This is a genomic window from Rahnella sp. BIGb0603, from assembly GCF_024808755.1.
Taxonomy (GTDB): domain Bacteria; phylum Pseudomonadota; class Gammaproteobacteria; order Enterobacterales; family Enterobacteriaceae; genus Rahnella; species Rahnella contaminans.
This window is the reverse complement of sequence record NZ_JANUEX010000003.1, coordinates 70848-88571: the sequence shown is the minus strand read 5'-3', so window position 1 is coordinate 88571 and position 17724 is coordinate 70848. Positions and strand designations below refer to the sequence as shown.

General features: G+C 50.3%; 17 protein-coding genes. 4 read left to right on the top strand and 13 right to left on the bottom strand.

Going from position 1 to position 17724, the window contains the following annotated elements; translation table 11 throughout:
- Positions 1-101: 101 nt before the first annotated feature.
- Complete coding sequence (locus M2403_RS08775) at positions 102-1700, top strand: PAS domain-containing methyl-accepting chemotaxis protein (RefSeq protein WP_259228946.1); 1599 nt, start codon at positions 102-104, stop codon at positions 1698-1700.
- Positions 1701-1991: 291 nt separating this feature from the next.
- On the opposite strand, the gene M2403_RS08770 is transcribed toward M2403_RS08775, so the two are convergent.
- Positions 1992-2225 carry a DUF333 domain-containing protein gene (locus M2403_RS08770; RefSeq protein WP_152324625.1) on the bottom strand — a complete coding sequence of 78 codons (234 nt, stop codon included), beginning with the start codon at positions 2223-2225 and terminating at the stop codon, positions 1992-1994.
- Positions 2226-2422: 197 nt separating this feature from the next.
- Here M2403_RS08770 and tehA point away from each other — a divergent pair, with 197 nt between their 5' ends.
- Positions 2423-3382: a dicarboxylate transporter/tellurite-resistance protein TehA gene (gene tehA, locus M2403_RS08765; RefSeq protein WP_259228945.1), complete on the top strand. Its 960-nt coding sequence runs from the start codon at positions 2423-2425 to the stop codon at positions 3380-3382.
- Positions 3383-3453: 71 nt separating this feature from the next.
- Here tehA and M2403_RS08760 read toward each other — a convergent pair whose 3' ends face one another.
- From M2403_RS08760 to ptsP, 6 genes are all read right to left on the bottom strand, one after another.
- Positions 3454-3816 carry a PTS fructose transporter subunit IIB gene (locus tag M2403_RS08760; protein ID WP_152324627.1) on the bottom strand — a complete coding sequence of 121 codons (363 nt, stop codon included), beginning with the start codon at positions 3814-3816 and terminating at the stop codon, positions 3454-3456.
- 13 nt (positions 3817-3829) lie between these two features.
- Positions 3830-4693: an AraC family transcriptional regulator gene (locus M2403_RS08755; RefSeq protein WP_165058562.1), complete on the bottom strand. Its 864-nt coding sequence runs from the start codon at positions 4691-4693 to the stop codon at positions 3830-3832.
- Positions 4694-4862: 169 nt separating this feature from the next.
- Complete coding sequence (locus tag M2403_RS08750; RefSeq protein WP_152324629.1) at positions 4863-5180, bottom strand: PTS fructose-like transporter subunit IIB; 318 nt, start codon at positions 5178-5180, stop codon at positions 4863-4865.
- A 32-nt stretch (positions 5181-5212) separates the two neighbouring features.
- Positions 5213-6463 (bottom strand): class II D-tagatose-bisphosphate aldolase non-catalytic subunit, encoded by a 1251-nt coding sequence (locus M2403_RS08745; protein ID WP_259228944.1) that lies wholly within the window; start codon positions 6461-6463, stop codon positions 5213-5215.
- An 18-nt stretch (positions 6464-6481) separates the two neighbouring features.
- Complete coding sequence (locus M2403_RS08740) at positions 6482-7534, bottom strand: PTS fructose transporter subunit IIC (RefSeq protein WP_152324631.1); 1053 nt, start codon at positions 7532-7534, stop codon at positions 6482-6484.
- Between the two features lie 42 nt (positions 7535-7576).
- Positions 7577-10093, bottom strand: a complete 2517-nt coding sequence (gene ptsP / locus M2403_RS08735; protein WP_259228943.1) for a phosphoenolpyruvate--protein phosphotransferase — start codon at positions 10091-10093, stop codon at positions 7577-7579.
- A 359-nt stretch (positions 10094-10452) separates the two neighbouring features.
- Between ptsP and M2403_RS08730 the strand changes: the two genes are divergently transcribed.
- Both M2403_RS08730 and M2403_RS08725 read left to right on the top strand, forming a co-directional pair.
- Positions 10453-11106 (top strand): HAD-IA family hydrolase, encoded by a 654-nt coding sequence (locus M2403_RS08730; protein WP_259228942.1) that lies wholly within the window; start codon positions 10453-10455, stop codon positions 11104-11106.
- Positions 11107-11275: 169 nt separating this feature from the next.
- Positions 11276-11503: a hypothetical protein gene (locus M2403_RS08725; protein WP_152324738.1), complete on the top strand. Its 228-nt coding sequence runs from the start codon at positions 11276-11278 to the stop codon at positions 11501-11503.
- 76 nt (positions 11504-11579) lie between these two features.
- On the opposite strand, the gene M2403_RS08720 is transcribed toward M2403_RS08725, so the two are convergent.
- The 6 genes from M2403_RS08720 to M2403_RS08695 all read right to left on the bottom strand — a co-directional run bounded on the left by M2403_RS08720 (position 11580) and on the right by M2403_RS08695 (position 17678).
- Positions 11580-11837 (bottom strand): YdgH/BhsA/McbA-like domain containing protein, encoded by a 258-nt coding sequence (locus M2403_RS08720; protein WP_152324634.1) that lies wholly within the window; start codon positions 11835-11837, stop codon positions 11580-11582.
- 239 nt (positions 11838-12076) lie between these two features.
- Positions 12077-12958: a type I 3-dehydroquinate dehydratase gene (gene aroD / locus M2403_RS08715; protein ID WP_259228941.1), complete on the bottom strand. Its 882-nt coding sequence runs from the start codon at positions 12956-12958 to the stop codon at positions 12077-12079.
- Positions 12959-13060: 102 nt separating this feature from the next.
- Entirely contained in the window at positions 13061-14602 is a 1542-nt protein-coding gene (locus M2403_RS08710; RefSeq protein WP_259228940.1) for a NosD domain-containing protein, read from the bottom strand.
- Positions 14603-14827: 225 nt separating this feature from the next.
- The gene (locus tag M2403_RS08705) at positions 14828-15547 is read right to left on the bottom strand and encodes a DUF554 domain-containing protein (protein WP_152324637.1); all 720 of its coding nucleotides are present in this window, start codon (positions 15545-15547) and stop codon (positions 14828-14830) included.
- A complete protein-coding gene (locus M2403_RS08700) occupies positions 15544-16164 on the bottom strand; it encodes a UbiX family flavin prenyltransferase (protein ID WP_152324638.1) in 621 nt (206 codons plus the stop codon). Before M2403_RS08700 ends, M2403_RS08705 begins: the two co-directional genes overlap by 4 nt.
- Before the next feature lie 26 nt (positions 16165-16190).
- On the bottom strand, positions 16191-17678 hold the full coding sequence (locus M2403_RS08695; RefSeq protein WP_152324639.1) for a UbiD family decarboxylase: 1488 nt from the start codon (positions 17676-17678) through the stop codon (positions 16191-16193).
- Between the last annotated feature and the right edge of the window lie 46 nt (positions 17679-17724).

Sequence of the window (17724 nt, the reverse complement as noted above, 5' to 3'; positions counted from 1 at the left end):
GTGTGCTAACAATCATTTGGACGTTATAACCAGGTCATAACACAGCAAATCAACAATATAACAACGTTATTAAATATTATTTAATAACACAGAGGTTCCTCATGCGCGTAAACATGCCAGTGACACAACGGGAATATGATTTAGATCCCGACACCACATTAATGTCCACGACGGATGTCAACAGCCGGATTATTTATGCGAACTCCGCGTTTATCAATGTCAGCGGATTCTCCGAAGACGAACTGATCTTCAAACCCCACAATTTAGTCCGACATCCGGACATGCCAGTCGAAGCCTTTGCCGACATGTGGTTTACCCTGCAACAGGGCGACAGCTGGACGGGGCTGGTGAAGAACCGCCGTAAAAATGGCGACCACTATTGGGTTCGCGCCAACGTCACGCCGGTACATCATCAGGATAAACTGACGGGATATATTTCCGTGCGCAATAAACCCACAGAGCACGAAATTAAAACCGCAGAAGAATTATACAAATTAGTTAAAGATAAAAATGCCGGAAGCCGGAAGTTTTATAAAGGTCTGGTGGTGCGCACCGGTGTATTTTCACTCGTTTCGGTATTACAAAAACTGCCGGTAGGCTGGCGTTTACGTTTACCGTTATTTATCGCGGGCATTTTCCCGCTGTTATTTCCGCTGACGGGGACCAGTCAGACATGGGTAGCTATTTCAACTATGGTCCTGTTACTGCTCGCCGATCTCTTTTTGCAAACACAAATCCGCAATCCGATAAAAACGATTCTGGGTCAGGCGCAGCAGGTAGTCTCGGGGAAAAAAGCCGATTCCGTGCATTTTAACCGCGTCGATGAAATTGGTTTGCTGATGCGTTCAGTGAATCAGTTTGGCCTGAATCTGCATTCTCTGGTGGAAGATGTCGGGGCGCAGGTCGGCGGGATTTCAAATATCAGCAATCTGATGTCAAAAAACAGCACGGCGCTCAGCGCACGTACCGAAGAAACGGCGGCCAATCTTCAGCAAACCGCTGCGGCGATAGAAGAGATTGCCGGTGCCGTCGGGCAAAGCGCCGACACCGTGATTCAGGCCAGCAAACTGGCGGACAGCGCCGCATCCGTGGCGAAGAAAGGCGGCGAAATCATGCAGGACACTATCGGCATGATGCAGTCAATTTCGCAGGCCAGCAGCAAAGTCGTGGACATTATTTCCGTGATTGACGGCATTGCCTTCCAGACCAACATTCTGGCGCTCAATGCCGCCGTGGAAGCCGCCCGCGCCGGAACCGAAGGCCGCGGATTTGCCGTGGTCGCCGCGGAAGTACGCGTGCTGGCGCAACGTTCTGCTACCGCTGCCAAAGAAATCAAAGCACTGATCGAAGCGAATATGCACAGCGTTGAAACCGGCGGTCAGATGGTAGAAAGCGCCGGTCAACAGATCAGCGAAATTATCGGTGAAGTGGTGCAGATGTCGGGGCTGATTAAAGAAATCAGTCACGCCACCCGCGAGCAGACATCGGCGCTTTCACTGATTAATACGTCGCTGGCGCAGATTGAAACCATGACACAAGACAATGCCGGGATGGTGGCACAATCTTCTGAATCGGCTGAAACGCTGAACTATCAGGCGATGCGGCTGAAAAGCGCCATCGACGTGTATGGCGGTCAGATGACAAAAATGGAGAGCCGATCTGCGCTGCTGACTGGTTTCGAAAAAACCACCGTCAGTTAAGAAATATTCAGAAACTCGCGCGGGCACTCATCTGTTCGTTCTGCCCGCGTCAGAAACCAGGAGTACAGCCGTATTCATTCTGAAAATGACGGATGAAATGGGCGCAGTCGCGGAGACGCTGTCTCTTCTCTTTCCGGCGCGGTATATCCGCATGGGTGATATCCTTCCGGGCACCGCTAACGCACTGGCCGGAAGGATGTTTCCCTATCAGTTAGTGAACGCTTACAACGCATCCATAAAAAAGGCTTTCCTCTTTCAGGGAAAGCCTTTCGCGGAGCTAAGAATCCTGCCCTAGCGGTGGTCGTGGCGGTACAGCTCCCATTCGTCGATGTGTCTGCCATCAGGAAATACACAATCTGTCCTGACGCCCTGCTGCGTTTCAATATTCACCGATCTGCCGCCTCTTTCATGGCAATAAACCGCCGCCGGATTCGCCATTCCGGTCTGACGTCTTTGCGGTTCGTGATGATGATTCACACAGCCCGAAAGCGCTGTTACCATGATGATGAATAAGAGTTTTTTCATTCTGAACCTTCGTGGAAAGAGTAAGACAACGCGGCGATTCTATTCCCCAACGCTTTCGGTTATCTACTCATGGTTTCCTAAAAATGCGCCTCGTTTGGCCTGCGTTTTGATTTACAGCGGAACATTGACCGGGGTTATCGCTGAGGGCTTTTTTTGCGTATAAACTTTGCCGGTCATTTCACTTCCGGTTAATCGCTATGTCATTTTCGCAGTTTGTTCATCGGGTTCCCGTCAGTTTTTTCGGGATGGTTCTGGGGGTTTTCGGGCTGGGCAGCGCCTGGCGCTATGCCGCCACGCTGGGACTGGGGCCTGCCTGGCTGGGTGAAATGCTCATTTTTGCCGGAAGTTCTATCTGGCTGACGCTGACGGTGATTTACGTCGGTCGCTGCCTGGCCGAACCGAAAGCCGTGCGCGAAGAGTTTCTCAATAATAACCAGTTCAGTTTCATCAGCTTACTGCCCGCGGGCGGCGTGCTGGTTTCGACAGGCTTGCATCCGTACAACCTGCTGCTGGCGAACACGCTGATGACCGCCGGTGCCACCGGGCAACTGATATTTTCCGCCTGGCGCTGCGCCCCGCTCTGGCGCGGCGAATTTGCTTCAGAAGCCACCACCCCCGGTTTTTATCTGCCAACGGTTGCCGCCAACTTTATCTGCGCCATGGCCTTCGGCACGGCCGGACATCAGGATATCGGCGCGCTGTTTCTCGGCGCAGGGCTGATTTCATGGCTGACGCTTGAACCGGCGATCATCCACCGTTTGCGCACGCAGAAAGAACTTTCCGGCCCGGCGCGCGGCGTGATTGGCGTCCAGCTCGCACCAGCATTTGTCGCCTGTTATGCGTGGCTGTGCGTGAACGGCAATCATTTTGATATGTTCGCCCTGCTGTTGCTCGGCTACGGTTTGCTGCAACTCTTTTTTATGCTCCGGCTTGTGCGATGGTTTTTTGCCGGCGGATTCAGCCCGTCGATGTGGGCCTTTTCGTTCGGTCTTTCGGCTATGGCAAACGCCTCTTTACGGCTGGCGCACAGCCGGCAAGTCATCGATATGCAGATATTGTCGTGGATTTTATTTTCGCTCGCCAATCTTCTGCTGGCCGGGCTTATCGTGAAAACGCTGTTGTTGCTGATGAGCGGCAGATTGTTGCCGGGGAAATAAGACAGCGGACGAATGCGGGAAGTGAGCTTCCCGTTTCAGGGTGCGGCATCATGGAAGAACCGCATCCCAGATCAGATATCAATGGTTTTGCCTTTCGGGTAATGCAGTATTTTTTTAATTGTGATCAACACTTGGTTAGGGTTCATGAGCAGTGAACTGATCCTGACGTTGATCACCCGGCAGCCGGTAAACCGGTCAGGGTTATCAATGACAATATCGGCGGCGATAATGACAAGATCGGTGGTTTCAATGTCCTTTTCGGACAATTTATTTTTAATCCCCAATACTCCCTGTGTTTCAATCTTGACGCCAAAATCATACTCCCTGGCAAGCTTTTCGAGCTTTTCTGCGGCCATGTAGGTATGCGCGACGCCAGTAGTGCAGGCGGTGATCGCGAGGATATTAATTTTTGAGGTTCCTGTTTTTAACGACATATCGCCTCCTTATTTAAGGTTTATTCGTGAATGAGTGATTGCGGTTGATTTTTCTGTATTCAAGAGGCGTGCACTCGTTGATTTCTTTAAAAACCTTACAGAAATAATTGTTGTCCGTGAACCCGCTTTTCACAGAAATTTCCCGTATCTTCAGCGTGGTATTCGTCAGTAACAGCCTGGATTTAGCGATACGTGTCTGCGTAAGATATGCACTAAATTTACAGTCTGAGGATTTTGCAAAGAGCCGTGAAAGATAGCTGGGAGAGATATTAAAGAATGCGGCGACAGAATCCCGATTAACGCCACTGTCATAATTATTGTCGATATACCGTTTAATATCTTCTATCAGTGAAGAATTGGGCGTTGCAGAAGGCGAATGATTAAGCTGGTCATAAATATTATTGACCAGCGCCAGCACCAGATGAGAAAAGGTTTCCGTCGTGGAATCCTGCTCCCAGGCAAGTTCTTCGATGAGCTGAAGAATAGGTTCGCGAATATTCACACTGGCATTTTGTAAGGCAAATTTCTCGACCTCTTTGAACTGATGTCCATCCCAATTAATGATGCTAAAACCAATATCCTGCCGTGAGAATACCAGTGACAATGAAATCACCGGAGTTGACCAGTCAGGAAGATTCCAGCCATTGGCCGGAATATACGTCATGGTCCCCACTGGCTGTTCAAATTTAATAATTTTGTCAGAGCCTTTGGCCACCAACATGTTCATTACCCCTTTCACCGTAAGTTCGAGGCGAGGCAAATGCAGGCGATATGCCATTCCCGGCGGTTCAGCACGGCCGTTCGCGACGAATACCGAACTGGCATTCGCGTAAATGCTGCTGAATTCACTGAGTATCGATTGAATAAATGCGCTCATGGCGTCTCAAATCCTGCATCTGCCGGGTAACTCCTCACTATTACATAATCATTAACATAACGTTATTGTGTTTTACTCAAGCTTTACGACACGACTCACAGAAGTTCAGCGTTCGGAGGCATCAGGCCAGATAACGCTCTGCTTTACGGTGGGAAACGCGCCTGAGCGCTCAAACAATACCGAGATTCTCAGCGATTTTTACCATGATCTTATCCGCGTGCCGCACGGCCGTATTGGAACCTACGCGGACTATTTTTTTATGCGTAAAACGGTTTTCATTTTTAATGCTGACATCATTAGTCAATATAACCATATCTGCATTTTCAATATCAGAAGAATTTAATTCATTCTCCACGCCACTGGCTCCCTGGGTTTCTACTTTAATTGACCACCCCTTTTTCTGCGCAGCAGTCAATAATGCTTCCGCCGCCATATAAGTGTGCGCAACCCCTGTAGGGCATGCCGTTACAGCAATTAACAGAGTCATATTTTAAATCCTGAAAGGATACAACGTGTAAATTACGCCTTACATACGCGACTTGTCAGCCCTGGCATATTAAAGCATTCGGCTTCATTCTGGATAACATCTTTAATTTTATTCACCACATAACGCTGTGGCTCTATACCGAAACGTGAAAGATTAGAAAACATTTTTTTCATTTCGGCGACAACATCATTTTTCTCGTAATTATAATGCCCACTAAGTTCGAGAATTTCTTTTAATAAATCCGGCTCATTGAATATCTGCTCCTCAGATTTATTTTTATGTTCATCAGTGATCCATTTTTCCCATTTGTGGCTCAGCACACAGGCTCGGGTCAGCACCGTTTTGAAATTCGACGCAGCCGGGATCAGAGATTTGGACGCGAGATCTTTCTCCACTTCATGCAGTGTCAGATACGCGCGGGTTTCCCAGGTGCCATAAGCCGGAGCTACGTTCATGGCCGTAATACCCAACCCCGGATGTTTGAGCAGAATATCATCCGGCAAATAATCACCGTTATGCTCTTTCAAGCCGACACCGTAGCGGTTACTAATGTCCGACAACTGGTTGGCCTGAACATCATTAAAATGACCGACGTTACGCGTCAGGCGTGTCAGGGTGCCCGTCTGGCCCACGATAAATAGCGGGCGTGGCAAACCGGCCACATCAAGACGCGTATTGAGTTCGATAATAAACTCTTCAAACGCGTCAATGGATGTCAGCCCACCATTGGTCTCTTCGGTTCCTACTTCATAATAAAACTGCTTAAGCCCTTTTTTCTGACGATAATCTTCACAGAACTGAATGAGTTCCACTGTGCGTTGCAGAACAATTTCGATATCAATGGCTTTGCCAACGACATACGGATCTTTCGTCGGGTCAATGTGTAGCAGATCGAAACCGGCATCCATATCCACTTCGTAAGAACGGCGCGCCAGTACCATGGCTTCACTTTCGGGAATATGATCTTTACGTTCTTTATCACGCTGCCAAGGGCCTCCATGGTCGCGGCACAGGAAGTAATCGCCGTCGAAGCCCACTTTCTCCGCGACCGCTTTCAGATCGGCGGCAAAACGGAACTGATCCCAGTTATTCACGTACCCGGCACCGAACTCATCGGCATCCACCTGGTTGCGGCTGGCAATAAACATCAGGGGTAAATCTTTCTCTTTACCCAGTTCGAAACAGGCCTGAATCAGTGCAGGTGACATCGGCCCAATCCCGAGCATTGAGGATTTCCCGCCTTTAACGATGTAGTCAACATACTGCTTGAGTGTGTTTTTCATAGTTTCTCCAGTTATTAATCAATCGAAAGAAATATCGAGTTCTTTCTCTGTTTTAAACTTCGGTTTCATTAAGGTTTTCAAAACTTTGACGGCGATTGCTGTTGCGACTGAACCACAAATCACGGCGATAACATAGCCCACTGGATTGCCGATAATTGGCAGAACGATTAACCCGCCCCAGGGCGCGGCATTGGTTGCCCCAAACCACAATGAGATGATGGATCCGACGGCTCCGCCGAACATATTGGCCGGAATGACGCGCATCGGGTCAGCGGCGGCGAAGGGAATGGCGCCTTCACTGATGCCGATAAGCCCCATGACGAAAGCAGGCTTGCCCGCTTCACGCTCTTCATCATTAAAAATGCCTTTAAAGAAGAATGTCGCCAGCGCAAGGCCAAGCGGAGGCGTGCAGACCGGAACCGCGACAGCGGCCATGAGTTGTGGATTGGTGGTGATGAGCGCTACGGCAAAGAAGAAGGCGGTTTTATTGACCGGCCCGCCCATGTCGAAGGTGATCATGCATCCAAGAATAATCCCCAGAACCACAAAGGATGCACCTTGCATTCCTGCCAGCCAGATGCTCAATGATTTCATGATCCAGGCCACCGGATCCCCGACTACGTAATAAATCGCGATGCCGGTAATAAAGGTACCGACCAGAGGGATCACGAAAATCGGCAGAACCATACGCAGGAAATCAGGCACTTTCAGGCGGGCAATTATTTGCAGCAACATCCAGACCACCAGCCCGGCGATTATCCCCGCCAGCATGCCACCGAGAAATCCTGCGCCCATCTGGTTCGCCAGATAACCGCCGATAGCTCCCGGCGCGATACCCGGTTTTTCCACCATTGAGTAGGCGATAAATCCAGCCAGAATAGGGATAAACAGGCTCAGGCCTGCGATGCCAATAACCGACATGGCTTTAAGAAAACCCTGATCAGGTACGGCGGCCTTCCCGTTCAACATCACCGACAATGCCAGCAACACTCCTCCGGCAACCACGAAGGGGATCATGTATGAAACGCCGGTCATAAAATGACGCTTGGTATTTTTCAATAAACTGAGCATAGAGACCTCATGTAGGGTGAGAGGTAATGATTATTTTAATAATTAGAATTCAACGTCTATTGCCTGAGAGACTGCCTTATAAATTTCACTGGCCGTTTCACTGCGGCTTATTTCATTTAGGAAATCCTCATTCATTATTTTTCGGGCGAGCCGGGAGAAATATTTCATATGGTCATTGTCGGTGCTGTCTTTGCGAATAGTCAGCATAATGACAATATTCACGGACTGTTCTGCCCACTGAACGGACTCCTGTAATTTGGCAATACTGATGGTTGAGTGAGAAATAAAATCTGACTTCGTATGCGGTATTGCAAAACCAAATCCCACGGCCGTAGGGAATGAATCCTCACGCTTCCAGATATCTTCAGCCAGTTTTTCACGATTCGCCGTTCTGCCCTGCAACCAGAGGTTGTCCGTTAATGTTTTAATCACTTCATTACGGCTGCCGGCCGCAACGTTATGCAAAATACAGTCATGTGTCAGAATTGCGCGGGGAATATCCACAGCCACATCCGGGCTGATGAGAAGAGATTTCACTTCAGAGGAATTCCCGGCGGCCAAAACTTTCGCCACCAGCGACCGACATTTCACCAGGCTCAGCCCTGAAATATCATTTTTAATCGCGGGGATCGCCGAAGCGCTCATACTTAATTCGTCGAATCCGAGCCCGGCCAGCACGGGCAATAAAAGGGGATCCGCCGCCAGCTCACCGCAAATGCCTATCCATCGTCCTTCCCGGTGTACGCCATCCACAGCAAATTTAAGGGCACGAAGGAAAGCCGGAGAATAATGGTCATAAACCTTCTCAACCCGCGTATTTCCACGATCGGCGGCAAAAAGATATTGGGTAAGATCATTACTGCCAACACTGAAAAAATCGGCATGTCGGGCAATTTCGGTAACGGCAAACAACACGGAAGGCACTTCGAGCATGACGCCCATTTCGATGGCATCGTTAAATGGCAGAGCGCGCAATTTCAGTTCTGCTTTGACCTCTTCCAGCACGCTGCGACACCAGATGACTTCCTCAACAGAAGCAATCATCGGGATCATTATTTTTGCATTCCCCTCTGCCGAGGCGCGCAAAATAGCCGCCAACTGCGTCCTGTACAGACCGATAAACTCTGGATAAATACGGATCGCCCGATAACCGAGAAAAGGATTTTCTTCTTCTGGAATATTCAGATACTCAACCGGTTTATCCCCGCCGATGTCAATCGTACGAAATATCACAGGCTTTCCATTTGCCCTTTGCAGCACTTTGCTGTAATGCCAGAACAGCTCTTCTTCCGAAGGAGGCTGCGGGCGATCCATGAAAACCATTTCAGTCCGGTATAACCCGATCCCTTCAGCGCCAAAGCGAAAAATGTTTTCCACTTCAGCGCTGCTGCCAATATTGGCCAGCACTTCCAGACGATGGCCATCAGCGGTCAGTGCAGGCTCAGACACCTTTGCCAGCATTTGTTGCTGCTTTACCGCAGACACCGCAAGTTCGCTTTCGTAATAACGGAGAACGGCCGCATCCGGTGCGGGAATAAGCAAGCCGAGGTTGCCATCAAGCACCATGACCTGCCGTGTGTCACCCGCCAGAAGCGCATCATCAAGGTCAGTGATAGTCGGGATCCCCAAAGAACGGGCCAGAATTGCGGTATGTGATGTTTTGCCGGTATGAGAGAGCACCAATCCCGCCAGAAATGATTTATCGAGCGCTAAAAATTTTCCCGGTGTCAGCCGGTCGGCAATAAGAAGAGTGGGTTCTGTAAGACGGAGATCTGAGTGTGGCAAAACCAGTTCAGCGTGAATTTTCATCAGGATCTGCTGGGTAATATCCATAACATCCAGCACGCGCTCGCGGATATATTTACTGGCGGAACGACTGAGAATTTCACTGAACACACTTGCGGCAGAAACTACGGCAGAATAAGCATTCAGATGCTGATGGATATTATCTTCAACCTGTGTTGAAAACGTAATATCGTTAATCACAGACAAATGAGCCTCAACAATATCGCGCTCCACGCCTGAAATATTTTCCAGACGCAGGATTTTTTCTTTTTTCAGCATATTGATCCCCGTGCGGAAACGTAATATTTCTTCTTTTTCCCCGAGGAATTCTTTAGGAGCCTGATTTTCAAGTTGAGCAAAACTTATGCTCTGACAAATCAACGGACGCGCAATCGCAACCCCACCACAGATCCGGGTACCGTGAAAACAAGCCGGATGCAATTCACGCAGAGTACGTGGCACCGGTGACGCCGTTATCGGGGAGTCTTCCTGCACCGCCTCTTCCAGAAACAATAATTTTTCCATTAAGTCAGAAAGTTGCAGGCTGGCATCAAACTCATCTTCACCACAAAAAGCAATCTCACAGAGATCGTTCAATAGCGTATCTGTACCCACAAGCGCCAGCGCACTTTTTGCATTGGCGGTTATCCCGGTACGGGAGTTTTTCCAGAAAACCTCCGCGCGAAAGGTATTGCACAAGCGCTCAATATGTCCGGCAGGACGGGCATGGATCCCCTCGTTCAATTTACAGCGATAAATTAATTGCTCAGCCATATCTACTCCGCGTTGAGAATATTTGACGACATTTTATTATTTGCCATCCATGACTCTATCCTCGTGGGAGAATGCAAGCCTGAATATAGTAATTTTGTATCCTTTGCTGTAGCTGAATTTCATCGTTGTAAAAGTGTGATTGTCATCCCAATTTAATCTTTTAGAATTACACGCTTAATACTATGATTTTTAAGAAATAATTTATAAATTTATTCTCCGATCATTTTTTGGGATCTTCATCACAGGTTGTAAAAAACACAGAGAGGTCATTTTATTTATATAAAGGCCGTTTTATTACTATTTTAATTGTCATATTGCTCACTAAGATAAGGTCAGACATTTTTCAACGGAGTGGCAATATGCACTGCAACGCGCTGATGTTTGATCTGGATGGAACACTCGTGACTTCTCTCGATTTTGTCGAACACTCATGGAATCGTTGGGCTGCGCAATACGGACTCGATATCGAAGAATTGCGCCGCTTTTTGCACGGAAAACCAGCGATGGCGACGTTAAGACATTTTCTTCCGGATGCCGGAGAAGCCCAGTTGCAGGATATTTTCCTGACACTGGAAGATTATGAAGCGACGCATACCGAAGGTATTACCGCATTGCCCGGCGCCAGGGAATTTCTTGCGCAATTAAATACATTGGGTGTGCCGTGGGGGATCGTGACTTCAGGATCATTCAACGTCGCATCTGCACGGATCGCCTGTTCAGCTCTGCCTTCCCCGCCAATTCTGATCACCAGTGAAAACATCACCTGGGGAAAACCTCATCCACAGCCATTTTTGCTGGGTGCCAGCCGCCTCGGCGTTGAGCCGTCAGAATGTATCGGGTTTGAAGATTCAATCGCAGGATTAACGTCAGTTCAGGCCGCAGGATGTCAGGTGGTGGAAGTCAAAACGCCGCATTCCGGACACCACAATCTGCGGATAAAGCCCGTCATTGAGGATTACCGCAGATTGCGGATAAAGGCGTTATACGATCATTTTTACCTGAGCTTTCATTAAACCTCAGGCCGTCAGTTTCCGGATACTGACCACAGAGACGGCTTAAGCAGATTCGACCTCCCGCAAACATCCGATACATTTAAAAAAGCCGAGTGGCTCACATAAACGGAAAAAGTTCGTGGATAAGATAATTTGGCTTAAATCGAATGTCACTGGCAGGGAGGTGGGAATGGAAAGGTACCAAAATCGTGGAGGTAATTCGGGTATCGTCGCTTTTTTAACAACGGAAGATTCAATTACGGTGAAGTTTAAAGATGGCTGGCATTACATCTACAACTCCATTCGCCCCGGTCTGGCAGATGTGGACCGCATGAAAGCGATGGCGAAAGCAGGCAGCGGCCTCCATGGCTTTATCAACCGCAAGATCCGCAATAACTATTTCCACAAGTATCATTGAGCACGGCATGATTTCGTAAATTGCAGACACGAAAAAGGCGGCAACCGCCGCCTCTTATGCTTATTACTGTGACATCTTATTTATACAGTTCAGCGGTACCGTACATCTGGTTATTACCGGAAGCACCGATGATGCGGTATGAACTTGCACCGGCTTGTTCAGCTTTGGCATTCAGTTGTGATTGCAGGCTTGGCAGTGAACCGTATGTTGATGCGCTGACCACACCTATGGTTTGCTGACCGGCAGGTGCGGACTGAACCTCAGTTGCTGCCAGAGTGGTGAATGAAGCGGTAGCCAGAGTCAGAGCGGCGATGGTCATTGCGATATTTTTCATGATGTTAATTCCTGTTCGTTAATTTAGTTTGGGATGCCTTCTTCAGAAACCCCGGTTTCAGGTCAACGTTATTTATTAATTAACGTTCGATAAGTAAATACTAAGGGCTGATGAGACTTTGTGCAAGATATTTATTTAATGACCGTTAACTAAATGTGCGATCGCGTTCTGAAGCGGGCAGGAAAGGGATGAACAGACTGAAAAACGGCAGAGGCGGTAAACGCTCTGCCGCAGGAATATCAGTGGTTTGCGATAGCGGCGTGCAGGGTTTGCATTTCTACGTCCAGCTGATGTGCTTCTATCTGCCCCGGTGCCGACGGCGTGCCAAGCATCCCGAAGGTGAGATCGTCGCCAAATACTTCACCGGAAAGACGCGATACCGCACCCAGACCGCCCATCGACATGGTCAGCAACGGTTTGAGGGAATACTTATCGCGGATCTGCGCAGTGGCGTCCATCAGAGTGACAACATCTTCAGGATTGTGCGGCATCACGGCGATTTTCAGGATATCCGCGCCCATGTTGTCTTGCTTACGCAGTCGGGTAACGATTTCGGCGACCGATGGCGTTTTGTGGAAATCATGGCTGGACATCACCACTTTGATCCCCGCTTTGTGTGCGGCGGTAACGACTTCCTTAACCACTTTTGCATCGCGGAACATTTCGACGTCGAGAATATCGATGAAATGGTCTTTGATCAGCGACAGATACAAGTCGCCATACGCTTTATCGCTGATGCTTTTCACGCCACCTTCTGTCTGTGTGCGGAACGTCAGGATCAGCGGTTTACCGTCAGCGGCCGCGGCAACCTGTTTGCCTAATGCGCCCACTTTGGCGGCATCAGTGGCGAAATCCAGGTAGTCGATACGGTATTCAATCAGGGATGCATCGGCGTCAGCGCCGATAGATTTAGCCTGGGCCAGGACCTGTTCTGCCGTGCTTCCGGTTGTCGGAATGATGATTTTTGGCACGCCTTCGCCAATCACAGTATTACGAATGGTGATAGGCACCGGGTGGCGTTGCAAGACTGCCGCCTCTGGTGCACTGGTTTGGGCAGCCATCGCGGTACCCTGGAGACTGAGTAATAGGGAAAGAGCTAATAAACTTTTGGTTAAACTCATTATCGTTTTTCCTGTTGACCATCGTGACGCGTCTGCCGGGTGGAAAATCCAGCCGGCGACGTTTTTTATTTGCAGGGAATGCACGTTGTCAGGACAAAAGTTTTACTTCAGCGCAACCGGTTTACTCAGTATGGAAGTGGCACCGTCGCTGGTAGTGGCGGTTGAGGTAACATTCGCCACCTGCAAATCTGCCGCGACGTTAATCTGGTCGTGAATGATGCCCTGCCCTTTGGCATTGATGGGCACCATCTGATAACCCAAATAATTTTCAGCTTCATCCTGTGTGGATTTGCTGTTGGAGAAGAACTCAACGCGGTACAGCGTATTGGCTTCGCCTTTCACCTGACCGTCGATGGTCAGCGCGTTCTGGCTGCGGCTTACGCGGGTAATCGCCGGAGCCTGCTGATCTTTATTCGGGGTTTTCTCGCAGTCTGCTGACGGGCCGTCAATCGCGCAGATTTTTTCGAGTTTGCTGGTGTCGTTGCTGATACCGCCGCCACGGTTGCCGGTGAAGGCCGCGTGTTCCAGACCCGGCACGTTAAAGACGATAGCGCCTGCAAAACCGTCCAGACAACTGCCGCCGGCAAAGCAGCGTTTAACCGGTTTACCGTTATCAACCATGATGTTAGCCGTAATGCGGTTCACCGCAGGTCCGGTGATGCGGTTGATGCCGAACGCGCCATTTTTACCCGGTTCGCCCTGCGGACGCACGGAAACGGCTACGCGGTTGCCGGTCATGATATTGCTGTCGACGATATTTCCGGTGCCGCTCAGCGTGACGGCAGAGGACAGATTGGTGAAGGTATTACCGGCGATATAATTGCGGTTCCCCCAGTTAAGCTGCACGCCGTCGGAATAGTTTTCAAAATGGTTATGCAGCACTTCGTTATCATTCCCCCACAGCATTTCCAGCCCCTGAGAAGGTTCTTTATTATTTACGTCGTCGGTCGTAATAAAGTTTTCCGCAATCAGGTTAAATGACGCACCGCGCGTCGCTTCCATCGCATCACCATTATTAATGAAGGTATTGCGGATAATTTTATTACGCTCGGTGGTGGTCGCGGTGGAATTCCCTTTGCCGTCATCGCCGGTCATCATGATGCCAGCACCACCGTGGTTGCCTACGATACGGCTGTCTTCGATGACGTTATTTTTAGCGCGGTTAATCAGAATGCCGATACAGAAGTTGCGGACTTCGATGCCCTGCAAAGTCACGTCATGGGTATCGCGTAAAACAAGACCTGGCATGGTGGTAGTGCGGACGTTTGCGCCATACTGGCCGCTGACCGCACCCGGACAGGATTGCGGTTCGCTGCCTTTGATATAACCGGAACCGTCGATGGCAGCGTATTTGCCATTTTTCTGCCAGTCGAGATTTATGATATCCACCGGCCCGAGAATTTCCGGCAGCGGTTTAACCGGTTTAATCACTAACGGCTGATTATCGGGGGACTGAAGCTCAATGCGATAATGTCCGGCGTTCTGGTTATTTTTCTCCAGTGCCCAGCGCAATGTGCCTGCGCTGCCATCATCGGCGGATGAGGTAACTTTTAAAACTTCTGGTGCGGAATTAATCGTTTCTGCTGCAAAGGAAGTCAAAGGCATTAATAATGCCAGCGTAACGGAAAGTTTATTTTTTATCATGACAGAACCTGTTTCTTCTTAGATAAAAACGCATTATTTCCAGTCCCTGGATCCCTGTCATTCTCAGAAAGGACGCAGCAGCAAGCCACCGCGTGCGATTGAAATCACTGGTGTATTTAATTTTCAAACATGACTTTCTGAAATAACGTCATCCATCATTTTTATTTCCCGCACGCGCAGTCGCCCGAACATGCGGTTTAACGTCTGTTACTGTCTGCTGCTTAGTTAGAAAAAGTGAGTCCACAGGGCGGATATTGGCATCGCCAGTAACAGCGCGGGCAACATATTGGCCACTGGGAAAATCTTAATACCGCAGATTCGAAAACCGGTCGCGAACATCAGTACACCCCCAACGGCGGAGAAATCGGCCTGCATGGCGGGCGTGGTCAGCGGCAGGATAAACACCGCGCCGTACGCCAGCAGCAGCTGGATGATTAATTGCGGAACCGCCACCACGGCGACGGCGAAACCGAGCGTGGTGGCAAAGATCGCCGCAGTGAACAAATCCAGAAACGATTTGGCAATCAGCACGCTGGTGTCGCCGGTCATGCCTTCGTGCATCGACCCGAAAATCCCGGTGCCGCTGGCGCAGAACAACACAATGATTGCCACGTAGCTTTGCAGGAATTTTTCCTGAGATTCCTGATCGCCCGGATCGGATTTCACAAACACCTCAACCAGACTGCGGGCTTTACTGCCCAGTTTGCCGATGCCTTTTTCCAGATAACACAGTTCACCGAGCAGCGCGCCGAGGATCACCGACAGCACCATCACCGGCATATGGCTGAGTTTTACCACCAGAACGACGCCCATACACATGGACGCCGCGCCGAAAATCAAGGGCATAGACGTACGGATGCGCTCCGGCAGGCGGTGACTGAGCACCGCGCCGACAATGCCGCCAATCAATACGGCGGAGCCGTTGATATAAGGTCCGATAATCATGAGTCTTTACTCCTGGTCATTAACTTCATGTTTTCACCCCAGCGAGGCAAATCGGCACAGTCCAGATCCAGCAGACCCAGCGCGCGCGCCACGCTATGCGCAATAATTTCTTCAACAGTTGTCGGCCTTGCGTACAGGGCAGGCACCGGCGGAAAAACAATTGCGCCGGACTCCGTCACCTGTTGCATGTTACGCAGATGCCCCGCATGCAGCGGCGTTTCACGCACCATCAGTACCAACCGGCGCCGTTCTTTTAATACGACATCAGCCGCCCGCGTCAGCAGATTATCCGTCAGGCCGGTCGAAATAGCCGCCAGGGTATGCATCGAACAAGGCGCCACCAGCATGCCGAGCGTACGGAATGACCCGCTGGCAATCGCCGCCCCCACCGCGCGGAAGGGATAAACCACATCCGCCAGTTCCGCTACATCCGTTTCAGTCAGCGTGGTTTCGTGCTCACGGTTGAGGTGCCCCGCCGGGGAGATCACCAGATGCGTTTCCACATCCAGCTGGCGCAGGTAACGCAACGCCTGAACGCCATAAGAGAACCCGGACGCGCCACTGATCCCGACGATAACGCGGGGTTTCTGTGGTGCCTTTAATGCAGACCCTGACATGCTGTTTCCTTATTGTTTATTACTGATCACTTTTTAGTAAAACCCGGGATAAAGCGGTTTACGTCCACTTCGAGGAACTCGCTGCGGTGGAAATTCGCTTTCAGGTTATAAGGTACTGTGCAGTCGAAAATGGTTTTGCAGGCAATACCGTGGTCGCGCACCGACGGGCTGAAAGCCGGATCGGATGACGGATCGAGCGGATGGCAGCGCACGCCCGGAATAAAGATGGTGCTGACATCGCCCTGATAGCGGGTGGTCATCGCCCAGATAACGTCATTGAGATCAAAGATATCGACATCTTCATCCACCAGCATGACGTGTTTCAGCTCGGAGAACGCTGAGAACGCCAGCAGTGCCGCCTGACGCTGACGACCTTCGTCAGCCGCAAAACGTTTTTTCACCTGCAATACCGCCAGGTATTTACCGGTACCCGGTGACGGACAGTGAACGTTCTGCACAAAGCCCGGCAGCGCGCGTTCAACCATCTGCAAAATACTGGCTTCAGTCGGAATGCCCGCCATATTGGTGTGTTCATCGCTCGGCCCGATGCAGGTTTGCAGGATCGGATGGCGGCGGTGAGTGATCGCTTTCACTTTAATCACAGGCACTTCGGCTTGCGCGGCACCGGTATAACCCGGAAATTCAGGCATCGCTTTGCCAGTATTGGTGTTCTGGTCTTCGCGAACCCGGTAGTTCGGCAGCAGTTCGCCTTCAATCACAACTTCGGCGTTAGCGATACCGCGCGCCTTCACGGTCAGGCAATCCACCAGTTCTACGGCCTGATTGCGCAGGCTGCCCGCGATGGACAGTTCGTCAAAACCCAGCGGCGTGGTTGGCGGCTCAAAGCACGCACCGATTTCAATCGCCGGATCCACACCGATGCTGATTGAAATTGGCAGTGGTTTACCGGCCGCTTCGGCTTTCTGACGGAACACGTCCAGATGACGGCCCGGCACGAAATACATGGAGATTTCATCTTTACTCTGCACGCACAGGCGGTGAATGGTGACGTCATGCTCACCGGTTTCCGGGTCGGAGGCGTAGCACATGCCGAGGGTGAAATACGGACCGGCATCTTCCGGCGTATTGGTCGGCGCTGGCAGGATTTTCAGAATATCGAAATCCGGGTCAGTCGCCAGATGAACCACTTCCTGACACACCGCTTTTTCGCGTGGAATAACGATGGGCGCGATAGGATTCGACACGGAATCTTTCAGCATAAACGCCAGATTTTCCGGTGTGGTGCCGAACAGACGAGCCACGCGTTTGCGTGAAGACAGCAGGCCAATCAGCACCCGCATGTCGTTATAGCCTTTGACCTTATTAAAGATCATTGCCGGACCGATTTGGGTCGGACGTTTAACGGTGCCGTGGGCGCCTACGTAGCGGTATACACCGGATAATTCCGCGATCGGATCCACGGGTTCATCGGTGTAGATCAGTTCGTCGTCGTACTGGCTTAAGACCTCCAGTGCGGAACGGAGATCAGTCACTTTTTTTTGTTCTTCAGACATCTCAATGGCCCTTAAAGTCAGGTAATCGGGGGTGCAGCGGAATGTG

What these genes read in the sequence shown, in the direction of transcription:
- M2403_RS08775 (WP_259228946.1), top strand. Translation starts at nt 102, where the DNA reads ATGCGCGTAAACATGCCAGTGACACAACGGGAATATGATTTAGATCCC.
- M2403_RS08770 (WP_152324625.1), bottom strand. Translation starts at nt 2,225, where the DNA reads ATGAAAAAACTCTTATTCATCATCATGGTAACAGCGCTTTCGGGCTGT.
- tehA (WP_259228945.1), top strand. Translation starts at nt 2,423, where the DNA reads ATGTCATTTTCGCAGTTTGTTCATCGGGTTCCCGTCAGTTTTTTCGGG.
- M2403_RS08760 (WP_152324627.1), bottom strand. Translation starts at nt 3,816, where the DNA reads ATGTCGTTAAAAACAGGAACCTCAAAAATTAATATCCTCGCGATCACC.
- M2403_RS08755 (WP_165058562.1), bottom strand. Translation starts at nt 4,693, where the DNA reads ATGAGCGCATTTATTCAATCGATACTCAGTGAATTCAGCAGCATTTAC.
- M2403_RS08750 (WP_152324629.1), bottom strand. Translation starts at nt 5,180, where the DNA reads ATGACTCTGTTAATTGCTGTAACGGCATGCCCTACAGGGGTTGCGCAC.
- M2403_RS08745 (WP_259228944.1), bottom strand. Translation starts at nt 6,463, where the DNA reads ATGAAAAACACACTCAAGCAGTATGTTGACTACATCGTTAAAGGCGGG.
- M2403_RS08740 (WP_152324631.1), bottom strand. Translation starts at nt 7,534, where the DNA reads ATGCTCAGTTTATTGAAAAATACCAAGCGTCATTTTATGACCGGCGTT.
- ptsP (WP_259228943.1), bottom strand. Translation starts at nt 10,093, where the DNA reads ATGGCTGAGCAATTAATTTATCGCTGTAAATTGAACGAGGGGATCCAT.
- M2403_RS08730 (WP_259228942.1), top strand. Translation starts at nt 10,453, where the DNA reads ATGCACTGCAACGCGCTGATGTTTGATCTGGATGGAACACTCGTGACT.
- M2403_RS08725 (WP_152324738.1), top strand. Translation starts at nt 11,276, where the DNA reads ATGGAAAGGTACCAAAATCGTGGAGGTAATTCGGGTATCGTCGCTTTT.
- M2403_RS08720 (WP_152324634.1), bottom strand. Translation starts at nt 11,837, where the DNA reads ATGAAAAATATCGCAATGACCATCGCCGCTCTGACTCTGGCTACCGCT.
- aroD (WP_259228941.1), bottom strand. Translation starts at nt 12,958, where the DNA reads ATGAGTTTAACCAAAAGTTTATTAGCTCTTTCCCTATTACTCAGTCTC.
- M2403_RS08710 (WP_259228940.1), bottom strand. Translation starts at nt 14,602, where the DNA reads ATGATAAAAAATAAACTTTCCGTTACGCTGGCATTATTAATGCCTTTG.
- M2403_RS08705 (WP_152324637.1), bottom strand. Translation starts at nt 15,547, where the DNA reads ATGATTATCGGACCTTATATCAACGGCTCCGCCGTATTGATTGGCGGC.
- M2403_RS08700 (WP_152324638.1), bottom strand. Translation starts at nt 16,164, where the DNA reads ATGTCAGGGTCTGCATTAAAGGCACCACAGAAACCCCGCGTTATCGTC.
- M2403_RS08695 (WP_152324639.1), bottom strand. Translation starts at nt 17,678, where the DNA reads ATGTCTGAAGAACAAAAAAAAGTGACTGATCTCCGTTCCGCACTGGAG.